This is a genomic window from Haloferax prahovense, assembly GCF_000723845.1.
In the GTDB taxonomy this organism is placed as follows: Archaea; Halobacteriota; Halobacteria; order Halobacteriales; family Haloferacaceae; genus Haloferax; species Haloferax prahovense.
In genome coordinates, this window is the sequence record NZ_LK053000.1 from 723,541 (window position 1) to 738,796 (window position 15,256).

General features: G+C 67.7%; 16 protein-coding genes. 9 read left to right on the plus strand and 7 right to left on the minus strand.

Features of this window, described 5'->3' with window-relative positions:
* On the minus strand, positions 1–1,187 hold a 1,187-nt coding region (locus tag BN984_RS03390; protein ID WP_244877475.1), incomplete at its 3' end, for a S8 family peptidase.
* 195 nt (positions 1,188–1,382) lie between these two features.
* Between BN984_RS03390 and BN984_RS03395 the strand changes: the two genes are divergently transcribed.
* The 3 genes from BN984_RS03395 (at position 1,383) to BN984_RS03405 (ending at position 3,577) form a co-directional block, all read left to right on the plus strand.
* Positions 1,383–1,859: an NYN domain-containing protein gene (locus BN984_RS03395; RefSeq protein ID WP_008095553.1), complete on the plus strand. Its 477-nt coding sequence runs from the start codon at positions 1,383–1,385 to the stop codon at positions 1,857–1,859.
* Between the two features lie 142 nt (positions 1,860–2,001).
* Entirely contained in the window at positions 2,002–2,850 is an 849-nt protein-coding gene (locus BN984_RS03400; RefSeq protein WP_049967668.1) for a TatD family hydrolase, read from the plus strand.
* Between the two features lie 139 nt (positions 2,851–2,989).
* On the plus strand, positions 2,990–3,577 hold the full coding sequence (locus tag BN984_RS03405; protein WP_008095550.1) for a DUF2150 family protein: 588 nt from the start codon (positions 2,990–2,992) through the stop codon (positions 3,575–3,577).
* Positions 3,578–3,679: 102 nt separating this feature from the next.
* Here BN984_RS03405 and BN984_RS03410 read toward each other — a convergent pair whose 3' ends face one another.
* Positions 3,680–5,311 (minus strand): hypothetical protein, encoded by a 1,632-nt coding sequence (locus BN984_RS03410; RefSeq protein ID WP_008095548.1) that lies wholly within the window; start codon positions 5,309–5,311, stop codon positions 3,680–3,682.
* Positions 5,312–5,388: 77 nt separating this feature from the next.
* Between BN984_RS03410 and BN984_RS03415 the strand changes: the two genes are divergently transcribed.
* Both BN984_RS03415 and hmgB read left to right on the plus strand, forming a co-directional pair.
* Positions 5,389–7,296, plus strand: a complete 1,908-nt coding sequence (locus tag BN984_RS03415; RefSeq protein WP_049913597.1) for a type IV pilin — start codon at positions 5,389–5,391, stop codon at positions 7,294–7,296.
* A 79-nt stretch (positions 7,297–7,375) separates the two neighbouring features.
* Positions 7,376–8,713, plus strand: a complete 1,338-nt coding sequence (hmgB, locus tag BN984_RS03420; protein WP_008095545.1) for a hydroxymethylglutaryl-CoA synthase — start codon at positions 7,376–7,378, stop codon at positions 8,711–8,713.
* Positions 8,714–8,777: 64 nt separating this feature from the next.
* On the opposite strand, the gene BN984_RS03425 is transcribed toward hmgB, so the two are convergent.
* Together BN984_RS03425 and BN984_RS03430 are read right to left on the minus strand one after the other, a co-directional pair.
* Complete coding sequence (locus BN984_RS03425) at positions 8,778–9,080, minus strand: DUF5789 family protein (protein ID WP_008095543.1); 303 nt, start codon at positions 9,078–9,080, stop codon at positions 8,778–8,780.
* A 108-nt stretch (positions 9,081–9,188) separates the two neighbouring features.
* Entirely contained in the window at positions 9,189–9,896 is a 708-nt protein-coding gene (locus BN984_RS03430; protein ID WP_004975230.1) for a helix-turn-helix domain-containing protein, read from the minus strand.
* A gap of 140 nt (positions 9,897–10,036) precedes the next feature.
* Here BN984_RS03430 and BN984_RS03435 point away from each other — a divergent pair, with 140 nt between their 5' ends.
* On the plus strand, positions 10,037–10,684 hold the full coding sequence (locus BN984_RS03435; protein WP_049967669.1) for a metal-dependent hydrolase: 648 nt from the start codon (positions 10,037–10,039) through the stop codon (positions 10,682–10,684).
* Between the two features lie 78 nt (positions 10,685–10,762).
* Positions 10,763–11,329, plus strand: a complete 567-nt coding sequence (locus BN984_RS03440) for a GNAT family N-acetyltransferase (protein WP_008095539.1) — start codon at positions 10,763–10,765, stop codon at positions 11,327–11,329.
* 55 nt (positions 11,330–11,384) lie between these two features.
* Here BN984_RS03440 and BN984_RS03445 read toward each other — a convergent pair whose 3' ends face one another.
* The gene (locus BN984_RS03445) at positions 11,385–11,966 is read right to left on the minus strand and encodes a hypothetical protein (protein WP_008095537.1); all 582 of its coding nucleotides are present in this window, start codon (positions 11,964–11,966) and stop codon (positions 11,385–11,387) included.
* A gap of 171 nt (positions 11,967–12,137) precedes the next feature.
* Between BN984_RS03445 and BN984_RS03450 the strand changes: the two genes are divergently transcribed.
* On the plus strand, positions 12,138–13,313 hold the full coding sequence (locus BN984_RS03450) for a metal-dependent hydrolase family protein (protein ID WP_049967671.1): 1,176 nt from the start codon (positions 12,138–12,140) through the stop codon (positions 13,311–13,313).
* Positions 13,314–13,320: 7 nt separating this feature from the next.
* On the opposite strand, the gene BN984_RS03455 is transcribed toward BN984_RS03450, so the two are convergent.
* Entirely contained in the window at positions 13,321–13,968 is a 648-nt protein-coding gene (locus tag BN984_RS03455) for a GNAT family N-acetyltransferase (RefSeq protein WP_008095533.1), read from the minus strand.
* Positions 13,965–14,603 carry a GNAT family N-acetyltransferase gene (locus BN984_RS03460; RefSeq protein ID WP_049967672.1) on the minus strand — a complete coding sequence of 213 codons (639 nt, stop codon included), beginning with the start codon at positions 14,601–14,603 and terminating at the stop codon, positions 13,965–13,967. The genes BN984_RS03455 and BN984_RS03460 overlap by 4 nt, the downstream gene beginning before the upstream one ends.
* A gap of 198 nt (positions 14,604–14,801) precedes the next feature.
* On the opposite strand from BN984_RS03460, the gene BN984_RS03465 reads away from it, so the two are divergent.
* Entirely contained in the window at positions 14,802–15,194 is a 393-nt protein-coding gene (locus BN984_RS03465) for a hypothetical protein (RefSeq protein ID WP_008095529.1), read from the plus strand.
* Positions 15,195–15,256: the final 62 nt, after the last annotated feature.

Genomic DNA, 15,256 nt, shown 5'->3' on the forward strand with positions numbered 1-15,256 from the left:
GCGTCGACGCGGCCCGCTCCCTGTTCGTTCTCGGAGAGGCCGACGTCGACCGCGGTGTTCTTGAGCTGGCTCCGCAGGTCGGCCGGCGAGAGGTCGTAGACGGCGAGCGTGAGCCCGGCGACCCCCGAGACCACCGGCGTCGCCATCGACGTGCCAGAGATTTCCTTGTACTCGGTATCGGTCGTCCAACACGAGAGGACGTTCGTCCCCGGGGCGGCGAGGTCGATGTCGGTACCGTAGTTCGAGTACGACGCCAGCGTCTCGTCGGGGTCGAGCGCGGAGACGGCGACGCACTCGCTGTATGCGGCGGGGTACGACACGCTCCCGCTCCCGTCGTTGCCGGCGGCGGCGACGACGAGGCTCCCCTGCTGGGTCGCGTACGACACGGCGTTCTTCATCGTGGACGTGTAACCGCCCCCGCCGAGCGAGAGGTTGATGACGTCCGCGCCCTGGTCCGCGGCCCACTCGATGGCGTCGGCGATGTCGCTCGTCGAGCCGCTGCCGGATTCAGAGAGCGCCCGCCCCGAGAGGAGCGAGGAGTCGCTGATGCCGCCGATGCCCTCGCTGTTGTCGGTGGTGCCGGCGGCGATGCCGGCGACGTGGGTGCCGTGGTACTCGTCGGCGAGCACGTCCGGATACGGGTCGCCGTCGGCGTCGACGAAGTCCTGGCCCTTGTCGGAGCCGAACTGCGCCGAGAGGTCGGGGTGGTCGTACTTGACCCCCTGGTCGACCACGGCGACGGTCACGTCGGAACTGCCGAGCGTGGTGTCCCACGCGGTGTCGGCGTTCACCTGCTGCGGGGCGTACTGACTGCCGTACTGCGGGTCGTTCGTCGTGTAGAGCGCCTGATGGGTGACGTTCTTCTCCGCGTACTTTACCTCGTCGCGCTTCGTGACGGCCGAGATGAAGTTCTCGCGGGCGCGGTCGGCGGCGACCGACGGGAACTTGACGGCCACGTAACTGAGGGTCTTGTTTTCGTGGACGACCGTCGCGTTGCCGGGAACGTGCTTTTCCACGGCCTTGCGCGGACTGTCGGCCGTCTTCGAGACGCCGACGAGAATCTCTTCTTTCTTCGGGCCGGGGGACCGACCGGGCGTCGCGGTGGTCACGCCTGCCGCGCCGGTCAGCCCGGCGGCCGCGGCGAGTTTCAGGAAGGTTCGTCTGTCGAAGTTCGGTGTGCCTGCCATGGGCACACATGTCTCGGGAGACCGTGGCAATATTTGTTAGCTTGACTGAAATTTCAATTTCAGCCTGTTCTTCAAAGACCATTCGGAACAGAATCGTAAACCAAAATAAATCCTCGACAGATTCCCGAATCGTCGTTCCTGCTTCGGTCGCTCCTCCCTCGAAATTTATAAACCCGAAACCGGGTGAGGTGGTGTATGGACCTCCTGCGGCGGTTGGTCGGTCCCGACGGGCTCCCGTCGGGCCGAGTGGCGCTCTTCGTGGACGGCCCGAACGTCCTCCGCGACGAGTTCGACGTGGACTTAGACGACATCCGGGCGGCGGCTCGCTCGCTCGGCGGGCAGTTGAGTGCGGCGCGGCTCTACCTCGACGAGCACGCCACGCCGGGGCTGATTCAGGCGGCCGAGGCGCGCGGCTTCGAGGTCATCGTCACGAGCGGCGACGTGGACGTGAAGCTCGCGGTCGACCTCACCCGGTACGCCGTCGAGGACCGCGCCGACGTCATCGCGGTCGCCTCGCGGGACACCGACTTCAAGCCCGCCCTGGAGACGGCCAACGCCTACGGCCTGCGGACGGTCGCCATCGCGCCGGGGAGCTACGGCCGCTCGGACGCGCTCCAGAACGCGGCGACCCACGCGATGACCCTCGACGAACTCGCCGACGGCGGCGACTGAGCCGGGAGACGAGCGGGGCGGTGTCACCGGCTCTCCCGACGCCGCCTGCCCTGACATCGACGCCGCAACGACACCGCACCAACCACACACCGACTCGACCGCGAACGGTTCGCTTTTTCCTCCCCCGACCGACCACTCGTCCATGCAGGAGTTCGACACGCCGGTCGTGGACAACCACCTCCACCTCGACCCGGACCACGGGCGCGGTCTGGAGGCGGTGAAGGATTTCGCCCGGAGCGGCGGCACGCATCTCCTCGTCGTCAACAAGCCCTCGTGGCTCCTCGGCCACGTGGTCGAGACGGGCGAGGACTTCCGCCCGGTGTTCGAGACGACGGTCGAGGTCGTCCGCGAGGCTTCCGAACTACTTCCCGGACGCGCGTGGCCGGTCCTCGGCGTCCACCCCGGCCTCGTCTCGAAACTCGTCGACGACCGCGGCTACGACCCCGAGGACGCCCGCGACCTGATGTGCGCCGGTCTCGACACCGCCGCCGAGTTCGTCCGCGGGGGCGACGCGCTCGCGCTCAAGTCCGGCCGCCCGCACTACGAGGTCACGGACGCCGTCTGGGAGGCCTCGAACGCCGTCCTCGGACACGGCCTCGACCTCGCCGCGGACTGCGACTGCGCGCTCCAACTCCACACGGAGTCGACGACCGACCTCTCGGACGTGGCCGAGTGGGCCGCCGAGCGCGGCGTCCCCGGAGAGCGCGTGGTCAAACACTACGCGCAGGGCCACCTGACCGGCGGCACGCCGAGCGTCATGAGCGACAAGGACCGCCTCGAAGACGCCGCTGAGCGGGGCGACCCGTTCCTCATGGAGACCGACTTCATCGACGACCCCGACCGGCCCGGAGCGGTGATGGGGCCGAAGACCGTCCCCCGGCGCGTCGATTGGCTCCTCGACGAGGGGCGCGAGGACGCCGTCAGGAACGCCCACGTCGAGACGCCCGCGCTGGTCTACGGCGTCGACACCGAAGCGACGCTCGACCGATAGGGACCGTCGGGCGGAGCGCGGAACGGCCACCGAGACCGGCGCACGAGCCGAATTGCGCCGTCTTCTCCCACGTCGAGCCCTCACACGGTCACGAGCAGGATAAGAAAGGCATTTGAGTCCGGCACGGGAGGTTGTAGGTATGACCGAGGCCGAGGAACGATACTACTCGCCGGAACGCTGGCAGAACTGGTTGACGCGCGTCGAAGAAGAGGACCTGGACCTCGAAAGCGAGGAGACCGGCCGTCTTCTGATGAACATCCAGAACGACGCGGCCATCGCCATCGCCAAGATTCTGACCGCCTACGACGACGACACGCTGGGCGAAGAAGAGGCGCTCGACGAGCTTTCGACCGTCCACGACATCGTCATGGTCGAGCCCGAGTTCGAGTCGGAGAACGAGGAGGCCGAAATCCTCATCGGGAGCGTCCAGACGAGCCTCTCGTGTGCCTTCTTCGCCGCCGAGGAGTTCATCGTCGCCGGCCCCGCCGAACTCGAAGACGACATGGACGCCTACATCCGCGCCGCCGCGGACGCCGAGGCCGCCGACGACCTCGACAGCGCGCTCGGCTACATCGTCCAGGTCGGCACCCGCGTCATCGACGGCGAGGACCTCGATATCGAGGTTCTCGACGAACTCGAATTCGGACTCGTCACCGAGTGGGTCAACGGCCTCGACAGCCTCCAGAGCGGTCTCTCGGAGCCCGAGGTCGTCGAAGAAGAAGACTAAGCTCGGCCTCTCTCACGCTGTTTTTCGTCTCGCTTTTCGACCGCCGAGAGCGTCGGGGTCCCCCGGAATCGGCCCACCTGTAGTTCCGACGGCGAGCCCCGGCTACGGGACCGCGACGAAGTACGTCGCGAACTCGCCGTCGTCGAACTGGACGGTGAGGATGAAGAAGTCGCCACGTGTGTCGAGGTTCTTGTTCGCCGCGAAGTCGATGGTGATGTCCGTCGTCGCGTCCGACGGGAGCGTGACCCGGTCCGGGCCAAGCGTGTACTGATCAGCCCCAACGTTCTGAGCTGGAGAACCGTTGAACGACGCGGTCTCGGCGCCGTTACCGCCCTGGTCGGGGTAATAAAACGAGACGCGGAAACTCGTCACGACGCGCTCCGTTCCGGTGTTGTTGAGGGAGATTCGAGCGGCGTCGTTCCCGTTCGTGGCGGTTGTCCCCGTTAGGATGACGTCTTGGTCCTCCTGCGGCGGATTAATCTCGCTTGTCGACCCGTCGTCTCCCGCGCCCGTGCCGCCGCCACCGCCGCTTCCGTTGACGAGCGGGACAGTATAGGTCGTCTGTTCGATTGCTTCGACCGCCCCGTCGCCGTCGAGGTCGCCCGACGCCCGGATGGTTATCGGTCCGTCCGCGTCGGCGGCGGGCGTGAACGCGAACCCGGCGCGGCCATCGTCGGTCGTTGTGATGGTCCGACTCGTCGGTGACGCGTCGCCTTCGGTAACGGTGAAGTCGATACGCTCGCCTTCGACAGGGTTGTTGTAGCCGTCGCGAGCCTCGACGACGACTCCGGTCGACTCGCCGGGCGCGGCGGAAGTTCCCGTCGTGACCGGGACGAGGTACTGTCCGTCGGGACTGGCGACCGTCGACGCGGCCGACGAGGACGACAGTTCGACCTTGGCGAGTCGGAGTTCGTAGGTGTACGAGCCGTTCAGGGTGACGCGGACGAGGCTGTTCGTCGGGTCCGCACCGTCGCCGAGGTCGGAAACGGCTTTCACCCGGACGTTCTCCAGCATCCGGTCGGCGGTCGGAGACCGACTCCACGCCGTCGCGTTCGACCCGACCGGGAGAGTCAGGGTGATGTCCTCGTCGGACTCGTTCGTCACGGTCACCGTCCGCGTGGCCGACGAGATGGGTGCGACGGTCAGCGGGGTTCGAGTCGCCGTCTGACCGACTCGGCCGTCGACGGAGACGACGGTGATTCGGTTCCCCGAGACGAGCGTCTGGCCGCCGAGCGGGACCACATTCGCGCCGGCCTCGCGCTGGACCGACGCGCCGGAGACCGTAATCGGCGTGCCGTCGAACTCGTTGTAGTCCGGCGAGTAGCGCAGGACCTTGCTCTCGTAGGTTCGCGCCCCGCCGTCCCAGAGCGTCCGGACGGCCTCGGGTTCGCCGTCGACGGCGTCGGCACCGGCGATAGTGACGTTCCGCGAGTCCGTAAGCGCGAGGCTTCCGGTCGTCGGACCGGGGTTGATGAAGACGACGCGCGGGCGGTACTGGACGCCGGTCTGAACCGTGACACCTGACTGCACTCCTCTCGTCGCGGTCGCCAGCACGTCGTTGTGGAGCGACACGAGGTCGTCCGAGGCGTCCAGATAGGCCCCGAACTCCGTCGCTTTCGTCTGCTGGGGAACGACCGTCGCCTGGTAGAGCGACAGGCCGATAACGAGGAAGCCGAACAGGAGGATAGCGCCGACCTGAACCGCCTGCCCCCGTTCGCTGTCGAGGAGTTCCATTGGGGTGGTCAACTGGTCGGACTGATAAAGGTCTGTTGCCGCGTACGTTTTTATGTCGCACCCGCCTGCGTTCAGTCGTGCAGGTCGCTTCGCGCGCACAGAGCGAGACGGTCGGGATGGTCCTCCTGTTAGGACTCGTCGTGGTGGTCGTCACGGTCGGGGGCGTCGCCGCGCTCGCCGCTGTCGACGACTACCGAGACGACGCTCCGCTAGTGGAACTCGACGTGACCGTCGACGGGTCGAACCTGACGCTCGCGCACCGCGCCGGCGACACCCTCCGCGCCGGCGAGGTGGCCGTCATCACCCGAAGCGAGGACACGACGACCCGGTACTCACTCGGGACTGACGGTGACATCAACGGTCGAGCGGCGACGACGGAGTCGCTGTTCGGCCCCGGAGACAGCTGGCGGCCGGCCGCCCCTGTCGGGTTCGACGGGAGCGATCCGTACCTCGTATTGGTCGTCCACGAACCGAGTAACACCGTCATCCACCGCGCGGAGCGGACGCTCGGCGCGATCACGGAGACGCCCGGCCCCGCGCCGACGCCGCGGCCGACGACGACGAGTTCGCCGGTGACAACCACGTCCACGGCGACGACAACTTCGACGACCGTAACTTCGACGACCGCAACGACGACCACGGCCACGACCACTTCGACGCCCCCGGAATCGACCGCTATCAACGGGGTGCACGTGGAAGACCGGACGACCGACTCCGGCGGTGCCGGTTACCGCGTGGACTACGACGTGGCCGCGGGTCCGGACTTCGACCGCGTCCGCGTGACCTTCGAGAACCTCGATTCGTCGTGGGCGACCCAGACGGTCACCGAGACGAACGCCCGCGGCTTCGCGACCTACGATATCGGCGCGGGCGTCGGCGACCGCTACCGAATCACGGTGGCGGCGCTGGACGCGGGCGGCAACGTGCTCGACTCGCGGACCATCTCGGACGTTGCCGACGGCGACAACCCCGACGCGAACACGGGACTCCCCGAGTCGAACGACCCGAAGATTCGCGGTGCCGCGCTCATCGACCTGACGCAGGAGGGTGCGGCGTACGAACTGAACTACAACGTCACGAACGCCTCGAACCTCTCGGAAATTCGCGTCGAGTTCGACAACCTCGACGCGCCCTCGGCGACCGCGGAACTCAGCGGGACCGCATCCCGCGGGACCATCGCGGGCTACTCGGCGTACGACGGGACCGAAGGCGACGACTACGAGGCAGTCATCCGCGTCTTCGACGAGGACGGCGTACTCGTCGACCGCCGGGTCATCTCGGACGTGGCCGACGGCGTCGACCCCGCCGGCAACGACGACCTGACGCGGGCGTCCAGCCCGTCGTTCGCGGGGACCATCATTGACGACCTGAGCATGACGCAGGCCGACTACGAGGCCTCGTACAACGTCACCGACCGGGCGGAGTTCGGCGGCGTCAGGCTGTGGGTTTCGAACGTGGACGCGTCGTACGCCGAGGGAATCTACGAGAGCGCGGACCCGCGGCACACCATCGACGACTTCGCCGCCGAGGACAACGGCGGGACTTTTGGGATGACCTACCATATCCGGCTTCAGTTGCTCGACGCCGACGGCGTCGTCGTCGACGAGCGCATCGTGACCGACGACGCGGACTGGACCGACCCGTCCGGAAACGACGGCCTCTCCCGCGCGGGAAGCCCCGCGCTCGACTCGGTGTCTGTGTCGGATCAGTCGCAGACTAACCGGAATCGAGTTCGCTACCGGGTCGACTACGACGTTATCGGGACGAGCGAGTTCGCCGAAGTTGAGGTGTACTTCCGCAACCGTCAGCAACCGCAGGCCAGCGGGGTCGTCCGAAGTTCGGCGACGAGCGAGAACAACCTCGAATACGCCGAGACCTACGGAACTGGAGACACCTACGACATCGAGGTCCGCGTCGTCGACACCGACGGTATCGTGGTCGACCGGTACGTCCTCTCGGATATTGCGGGCGACAAGAACGCCTGACCGCTCGTCGCCTATTCTTCGACAACCGACGTAACTCACCATCGACAAAACCTTATCCCTCGGTTCTGTAGCATCGACCATGACTTCCGTCGGCATCGACGCCATGGAGATTTGGACGGGCAAACTCGTGTTAGACCTCCCCAACACCTTCGCGCCGGTGAAGGGCGAAGACCCGGAGAAGTACACGAAGGGCCTCGGTCTCCACACGTCGTCGTTCCCGGACGTGTACGAGGACATCGTCACGATGGGCGCGAACGCCGCCAAGCAACTGATGGACCGGAAGGGCCTGACCCCCGCGGACATCGGCCGCATCGACGTGGCGACCGAGTCGGCGTTCGACAACTCCAAGCCGGTGTCGACGTATATCGCCGGCTGTCTCGAACAGGTGTACGACGGCGACTTCCGCCACGCGAACAAGGGCGAGCGCAAGTTCGCCTGTATCGCCGGCACCCAGAGCCTCGACGACGCCTACAACTGGATTAAGGCGGGTCGCAATCGCGGGCGCGCGGCGCTCGTCATCGCCACCGACACCGCCCTCTACGAGCGGGGCGACCCCGGCGAGGCGACGCAGGGCGCGGGGGCGGTGGCGATGCTCATCGACGAGGACCCGGACCTCGTCGAACTCTCGACCGAGCAGGGCTACGGCAGCATGGACGAGACGGACTTCCTCAAGCCGAACCAGCAGTTCCCCTCGGTGGACGGCAAGCGCTCCATGCAGGTGTACCTCGCCCGCATGCGCGAGGCGCTCGAAGACTACGAGAGCGTCGCGGGTCGCACGCACCCCGACCTCTTCGAGTACATCCCGTTCCACACGCCGTTCCCCGGCATGGTCCGGAAGGCGGCGCTCCTCGGGTTCCGTCACATGACCCGCGACACCGACATCGAAGACGACCTCGAAGCCGAAATCGGCCGACAGCCCCGCGAGGAGGACTTCGAGACGTGGGACGACTACGAGGAGGCCATCCGCGGCTACATGGACGAGCTGAAGACGACCGAACAGTACCGCGAGTGGTACGGCCGCGTCATCGAGCCGACGCTCGACATCTCCAGCCGCGTCGGCAACTGGTACACCGGCTCGGTCCACATCGCCCGACTGTCGGCGCTCATCGCCGCCGCCGACGAGGGGAAAGACATGACCGGCAAGCAGCTTCTCGTCGGGTCGTACGGCTCCGGCGCGCAGGCCGAGATTCACGCCGAAACGGTCCAAGAGACGTGGCGCGACGAAATCGAGGCCGTGGACGTGGACGACCAGCTCGCGGCCCGAACCGAGATCTCCTTCGACGACTACGAGCTCATCCACGACGTGCACAACCACGAAAAGGAAATCGAGGTCGAGGAGTTCACCCAACCCGAAGCCGAGTTCGTCTTCACGGGCTGGGGTCGGATGAACGAGCGCCGCTACGAGTACGTGGAGTAGGTAGAATACGCGGAGTAACGGGGACCGTCTACGCGAGCGCCTCGCTTGCGTTCGCGGCCGGTCGTTAGAACGAACGAGCCTGTTCGGGGAGTATCGACCACGAGTCTGCCGGGTCCGCGCCCCGGTCGTCGTAGAACTTTCTGCCGATGTAGTCGTCGCTCACGCTTCCGAGTATCGTGTTGTACAGGTCGGCGGCCGACTCGTAGGTCTCGGTTCCGAGCGGGGCGAGGATGGTCTCGACGGTCTCCGCGTCGTCGACGTTCGGCGCGGTCACCTCGACGTCGCCGGCGCGTTCGAGCACGCGGTCGGTCGTAACGGGGTATTCGAACGCCGTTTCGAGATGTGATCGGAGGTCGCGAATGTCCATGGGCGGACATCGTCGCGGCCGCCCTTCGGCTTTTTTCGCCCTTAGACGGACACTCTGGAAATTCGAATCGAATCGGAGAGAACGCGAAAAACGGGTTCCGACGCCGGTTCAGGGGAGTTTCCGCAGGTCTTCGAGCATCTCGTCTAGGTCCCGGTCGGTCACGGCGAGGGCGAAGCCGTCGATAGTGGCGAGCGCGGGCGCGTGCTCCCAGAGTTCGTCCTCCGAGAGGCCGTGGAGGACGACGGCGTTCGGCGTCGGCGTGACGACGCGCATGGCGACGAGCGGCGACTCGCCGCGGGTGACGCCGGTGAAGACGAGCGCCCGACTCGTGGACTGGCCGTAGAGCCGGTAGAACTCCTCCGAAGAGAGTCGCGTGATGGCCTGGATACTGTTGATGACGGTGTGGCCGCTGATGCGGTCTTGGTCGCCGTCGACGATGGGTGTCGCGCCGATGGCGTCGTAGAAGCTGTCCAGCGGAATCGACGTGGGGTATTCCCGGAGGTCCTGGACGATGTCGCTCTCGAAGCCGGCCGAGAGGACGCGGGCGTACTGCCGGATGCGACTGCCGCCGCGGGCCTCGTCGATGTCGAGGAGCGCTTCGACCATCCGGCGGATGACGCCGATGCCGGGGCTCTCGCGGCGGCCGCTCTCGTAGTCGGAGACGACCGACGACGACACGTCCAACTGCTCGGCGAGCGCCGTCTGCGAGATGTCGAAGTCGGTCCGCCACTTCCGGAGCGTCGCACCGGGGTCGTCCGAGAGGGTAATCTCGCCCGCGATGCGTCGAGCGAGGTCGTCGCGCGGTGCCGCGGTCATCGCGAACACCTCGGTTCGACGGACGAGTGAATCATGCGACAACGTGCGTGAGTGTCCCGCAAAAGGGTGTCGAAAGGGGTAGTCGTCGCCTGACGAACCCCGTGGGAACCCTGAAGGTCGTCGCCCGACCACTACGCGGTATGCCATCGACCCTCGTCCACGTCGCGGTCGGCGGACTCGTCGGTGCCGCCCTCCTCGGTCGCTGGTTCGACGCCCGCTCGGTCGGCGTCGCGCTCGTCGCCGCCGCGGTCCCCGACCTCGACTCGTTCACCAGCACGCTCCTGCCCGGCAGCCACCGCGCGCTGTTTCACACGCTCTTGTTTCCGCTCGCTCTCGCCGCCGTCGTGGCCTACGACACGCGGGTTCGTGACCCCGAGCGATCCGTGATTCGCGGTCGGTGGGGCGCTCGCGGCGTCGTAGTCTCGTGGGTCGGCATCGCCGCGCTCCTCTGCGGGGGTATCTTCCCCGACCTGTTCACCAACGGCGTCAACGCCTTCTACCCGCTCCACGACGCGTTCTACTCGATTAGCGGGCGCGCCGAGTGGTCGAGCACGCGCGGGTTCGTCCAGACGTTCGTCGAACGACGGCCGGCGTCGTCGCCAGCGCCGACGACGGAGACGCTCCACTACAGCACCGTCGTCGACCCCTCGCCGGGCGCGGAACCCGAGAACGTCGAGCGGGTCGCTCCGCTGGCCTCGTCGGGGACGGAGTTAATGCTCATCGTGCTCGGTGCGGGCGTGGTCGGCGGTCGACTCCTCTCGGAGCGCCTGCGCGGGCGGATGGAGTGAGTCGTCGGAACGAGACGGGGGAGCGGCCGAGGCTCGCGACTCCGAGCGTTCATAACCGATGGCGACGCATTCGCGTCCATGAGCGAGACACCCGACGGCGTCGAGGTGCGACCCTACGAACCGGGCGACGCGGCCGCGTTCTGGGAACTGAAACGCGGGTTCGAACTCGGCATCGGCGAGGGAACCGGCGGCGACGACAAGCTCACCACGTACGAGGCGAAACTCACCGACGACTACCGCGAACGCTACCTCTCGTGGGTCGAGCACTGCGCGAGCGACGACCCCGGGTGCGTCGTCGTCGCGGAGGCGGTGTCGGGCGACGAGGACGGTGACGTCGGCGTCGATAGCGACGGCGACGACCGCGGCGACGACGCTCGTCTCGTCGGCTACGCCTTCGCGCTCCCCGAGGAGATGACGTTCATCTGGGACGCCGCCGTCCTCAACGAGCTGTTCCTCGACGCCGACTACCGCGGCACGGGCGTCGCCGACGAACTCATGGAGGCCGTACTGGACCACGCGCGCTCGCAGGACCTCCCGTTGGACCGAATCGTCCTCGACGTGGACGAGGCGAACGACCGGGCGCGGGCGTTCTACGACCGCTACGGCTTCGACCACTGGGGAGAGCTCGTCGCTCGCGACCTCTGAGTCGAAGAAAGCGAGGTACTGGAGAACGGCGATTCGAGCGCTCGGACAGGCGCGACTACCGGAGCGCCGTGGCCGCGAGGCCGCCGACGGTGCCGAGAACCGCGGGGTACGCGACGCCCGCGAGGAGCGCGGACGTGACCGGGTCGGGACTAACGGCCGCGTCGCCGACGGTGACGGTGAAAAGCGCGATACCCGCGAGCGCGAAGACGAGGTAGCCGACGGTGGTTCCCGCGCCGGCCAGCGCGCCCGCCCGCGTCGAGGACGCGCCGCTGACGACGGCCGCGAGCGCGCCCGCCGCGAGGAGCGCGACCACGGGCGCGACGTAGAGCACCGGCGAGAACGCCTCGACGCTCTCGATGAGGTTCGCGGCGGAGGTGGTCCCGAACAGCCCGGGGAACGTCGTGGTCACGCCGTGGGCGCTCATGAACACCCAGCCGACGACCTTCCACGTCGAGATGTCGGAGCCGAGGGCTTCGAGCACCTGGCTGGCCGTCGAGTTCTCGATGGTCGAGGAGGTGAGGAGGTAGGTCACGAGGTAGCCGAAGAGGGCCGCCCCGAGACCGGCGACGCCGCCGCTGCCGACCGACCGAAGCGTCGATGGTGTGGAACCGGGCGTTGATTCAGGTGTCGTTGACATCGTGTCGGAAGCGATTGTCGTTCTCCCGTAAATGTCTCGTGGCCGCCGTGAGAGGGCCTCTCGCGGTACGTGATGCCGATACGTGACGGTGGCGACGCGTCCAGCGACCGCCCGACGGCCATCGAATACCGGAGGGTCACGTTCAAGTCTCGCCGTGCGATAGCGACGGGCATGTTACTTCGGGGCCCACGGGTGATTCGTGGCGACCGCGTCATCGACGAGGCGGACGTTCGAATCGACGCCGAGACGGGGCGAATCGAGGCCGTCGGCGACCTCGACCCCCGCGGGGACGAGCGAGTCGTCGACCTCGCCGGGAAGACGGTCACCCCCGGACTGGTGGACGCGCACGTCCACTTCTCCTTGTCGGGCGAGCGGAGCGTCGAGGACGTGGTCGGCATGTCCGACGCCGAACTCACGCTGGTCGAGGCGCGAAACGCTCGGAAGACGCTCGAAGCGGGCGTCACGGGCGCTCGCGTGATGGGCGCGCGAGACATCGACGTGGCGCTGAAACGCGCCATCGACGCCGGGGACGTGCCCGGTCCGCGGACGGTCGCCAACTGCCGGTCGATAACCATCACCGGCGGCCACGGCCACCACATGGGCCGCGAGATAGACGGGCCGACCGAGGCGCGAAAGGCGGTCAGAGAGCAGGTGAAACTGGGTGCCGACTTCATCAAGTTCATGACGACCGGCGGGGTGACGACGCCCGGCAGCGACCCCGGCGCGGTGGCGTTCACCGAGGAGGAACTCCACGCGCTCGTGGACGAGGCGCACCGCCGGGGCGTCCACACCGCGACCCACGCCCACGGCGGCGAGGGCGTGAAAGCGGCCATCCGGGCCGGCGTCGACACGGTCGAACACGGGACGTTCCTCGACGACGAGGCCATCGACCTGTTCGTGGAGCGCGACGTGACGCTCGTGCCGACGCTCTCCGCGCCGTACCACATCGTCCGCAACACCGAGGCGGCGACGAAGGAGGACGTGGCGAAGACCGAGACCGTCTACGAGCGTCACATCGAGTCGTTCAAACTGGCCGCCGAGGCCGGTGTCCGAATCGCCGGCGGCACCGACGCGGGCACGCCGTTCAACTTCCACGGCGGCAACGCCTCCGAGGTGCAGTTCATGGCGCAACACGCCATGGAGCCACTGGACGCTATCCGAGCGATGACCGAGACGGCCGCCGACGCGGTGGGGTTGGACGACTGCGGCGTCGTCGAACCCGGCGCGTACGCCGACCTGCTCGTCTTCGACGACGACCCGCTGTCGGACCTGACGGTATTGAACGACCCGACGGCGGTCCTGAAGGGCGGCCGCGTCGTCGCCGGCGCGGTCCCCGGCGGAGAATAAGTCGGCCTCAGCGAACGTCGTCGGGGTCGAGGTCCCAGCGGAACTCGGCGTCGTAGTCGCCGCCGGTCGTCGCCAGCCAATCCTCGCGGGAGACGCTGTAGCGGAGTTCGTCGGCCGGGTCGCCGTCGATGACGATGCTGTTTCGCTCGCGGCCGTCGAGGCCGCCGCCGAGCGCCGCCGTGTACTTCTCGATGGCGCGCTGGGACTTCTCGTTCGCCGCGACGTGTGACACCGCGACGACTTCGAGGTCGAACACGTCGAACGCGAGCGCCGCCAGCGCCGCGGCGCGCTCGCCCGAGTAACCGCGACCCCAGTGGCGCGGCCGGAGCCACAGACCGAGTTCGCCCACGCGGCGGTCCCACTCGGTGTGGAGGCCGCCGAACCCCGCAATCTCGCCCGCACCTTCCTCGCCTTCGCGCGGGATAATCGCGTAGTCGGCGCTCTCGGCGTCGGTCCAACTCGACTCCCCGCGGTCGAGAAAGTCCTTCGTCACCTTCGGCGTCTCGTGGCGCGACCACGGCATGTACCGGGTCACGTCGTCCATCTCGGGGGCCGAACACAGGTCGTAGGCCTCGTGGACACCGACGTGCTTCGGGCGGCGGGCGACCAGTCGGAGCCGCGGCGTCTCGATGACCTCGGGGAAGAGGTCGCTCACGCGCGGCCCTCCCAGCGGAACTCGGCGTCGTAGTCGCCGCCGGTGGCGTCTTCCCACTGTTCGCGGGTCACGGACCAGCCGCGAACGTCCCGTGGAGTGCCGTCGGCGTCAACGGCCTCGTTGGGGAACAGGCCGTCTTCCTGCCCGCCGAAGCGGTCGGTGTACTTCTCGATGGCTCGACACGACGCCTCGTTTTCGGGCATGGCGTACGCGAGCGCGACGTCGAGGTCGAGCACATCGAAGACGGCGGCGAAGAACGCGGCCGCGCGCTCGCCCGAGTAGCCGCGGCCCCAGAACTCCTTGCGGAGCCACATGCCGAAGACGGCCCGGCGCTTGTCCCACTCGGGGTTGAAGCCGGCGGTGCCCGCGAACTCGCCCGCGCCGTCCTCGCCGTCGCGGGGGAAGACGGCGTAGATGGCGTTGTCGGCGGACTCGTGACCGTCCTCGGCCTGTTCGAGGAAGTCCAGCGTCTCCTTGGGCGTCTCGTGGGGCCCCCACGTGACGAACTCGGTCTCCTCTTCGATGGTGTCCGACCGCGAGGCGGCGAAGTGTTCGTACGCGTCCAACGGGTCGACGACCTCCCGCGACAGGGCGCGGAGCCTGAGCCGCGGGGTCACGATTTCGTCGGGAAACATGGAACGGAGTCCACTCGGAGGGCGCTAATAAGTTTTCTGAATATTGACACATGTCGGCACGGGACAGTGTCCGGCGAGCGGTCGCGGACGACTGAGCAGTCGGATTCGAACACGTTCCGGTCGCACACACGTTCTCCCGCGCGAGAACGCGGAGATGCGTATTTGTGGCCGGAGCGCGTCTGACAGAAGGGAGTCGCTATGGACTGGGAGCGAACGGTCGGCGGCTACGCGCTCGTCATGGGAGCCGTGACGCTCGCCATCTGGGTGTTGACCGTCGAGCACGGGTCCGTCATGGAACCGCGGACCGACCCGTTCGCGCTGTTCGCGTCGCTCGTGTTGGGCGGGCTGACCGGCGTGTCGCTGCTGGCGACGGGCGTGGGACTCGTCCGGAGCCAACTGTGGGCGCGGCCGCTCAGCCTCGTCGCCTTCGGCCTGCTGTTCGCCGGCGTCATCGACAGCGCCGGCTACTACGCCGGTGTCGGACGAGTCGGCGTCGTCGTGGCGCTGTTCGTCGTCTGCCTCGTCACTCTGGCGGCGCTCGGCTGGTTGCTCGTCGACGCCCGGAACCGGGCGCGGCGGGCGGCGTGGTGAGTCCACGTCCGACCGGCGCGCGGCGCTCCGCAACCACTAAACGCGCCTCGGTCCTCCTTCCG

Excerpts from the sequence above, each read along its gene's own strand:
- BN984_RS03395 (WP_008095553.1), top strand. The coding sequence starts at position 1,383 with ATGGACCTCCTGCGGCGGTTGGTCGGTCCCGACGGGCTCCCGTCGGGC.
- BN984_RS03400 (WP_049967668.1), top strand. The coding sequence starts at position 2,002 with ATGCAGGAGTTCGACACGCCGGTCGTGGACAACCACCTCCACCTCGAC.
- BN984_RS03405 (WP_008095550.1), top strand. The coding sequence starts at position 2,990 with ATGACCGAGGCCGAGGAACGATACTACTCGCCGGAACGCTGGCAGAAC.
- BN984_RS03410 (WP_008095548.1), bottom strand. The coding sequence starts at position 5,311 with ATGGAACTCCTCGACAGCGAACGGGGGCAGGCGGTTCAGGTCGGCGCT.
- hmgB (WP_008095545.1), top strand. The coding sequence starts at position 7,376 with ATGACTTCCGTCGGCATCGACGCCATGGAGATTTGGACGGGCAAACTC.
- BN984_RS03425 (WP_008095543.1), bottom strand. The coding sequence starts at position 9,080 with ATGGACATTCGCGACCTCCGATCACATCTCGAAACGGCGTTCGAATAC.
- BN984_RS03430 (WP_004975230.1), bottom strand. The coding sequence starts at position 9,896 with ATGACCGCGGCACCGCGCGACGACCTCGCTCGACGCATCGCGGGCGAG.
- BN984_RS03435 (WP_049967669.1), top strand. The coding sequence starts at position 10,037 with ATGCCATCGACCCTCGTCCACGTCGCGGTCGGCGGACTCGTCGGTGCC.
- BN984_RS03440 (WP_008095539.1), top strand. The coding sequence starts at position 10,763 with ATGAGCGAGACACCCGACGGCGTCGAGGTGCGACCCTACGAACCGGGC.
- BN984_RS03445 (WP_008095537.1), bottom strand. The coding sequence starts at position 11,966 with ATGTCAACGACACCTGAATCAACGCCCGGTTCCACACCATCGACGCTT.
- BN984_RS03450 (WP_049967671.1), top strand. The coding sequence starts at position 12,138 with ATGTTACTTCGGGGCCCACGGGTGATTCGTGGCGACCGCGTCATCGAC.
- BN984_RS03460 (WP_049967672.1), bottom strand. The coding sequence starts at position 14,603 with ATGTTTCCCGACGAAATCGTGACCCCGCGGCTCAGGCTCCGCGCCCTG.
- BN984_RS03465 (WP_008095529.1), top strand. The coding sequence starts at position 14,802 with ATGGACTGGGAGCGAACGGTCGGCGGCTACGCGCTCGTCATGGGAGCC.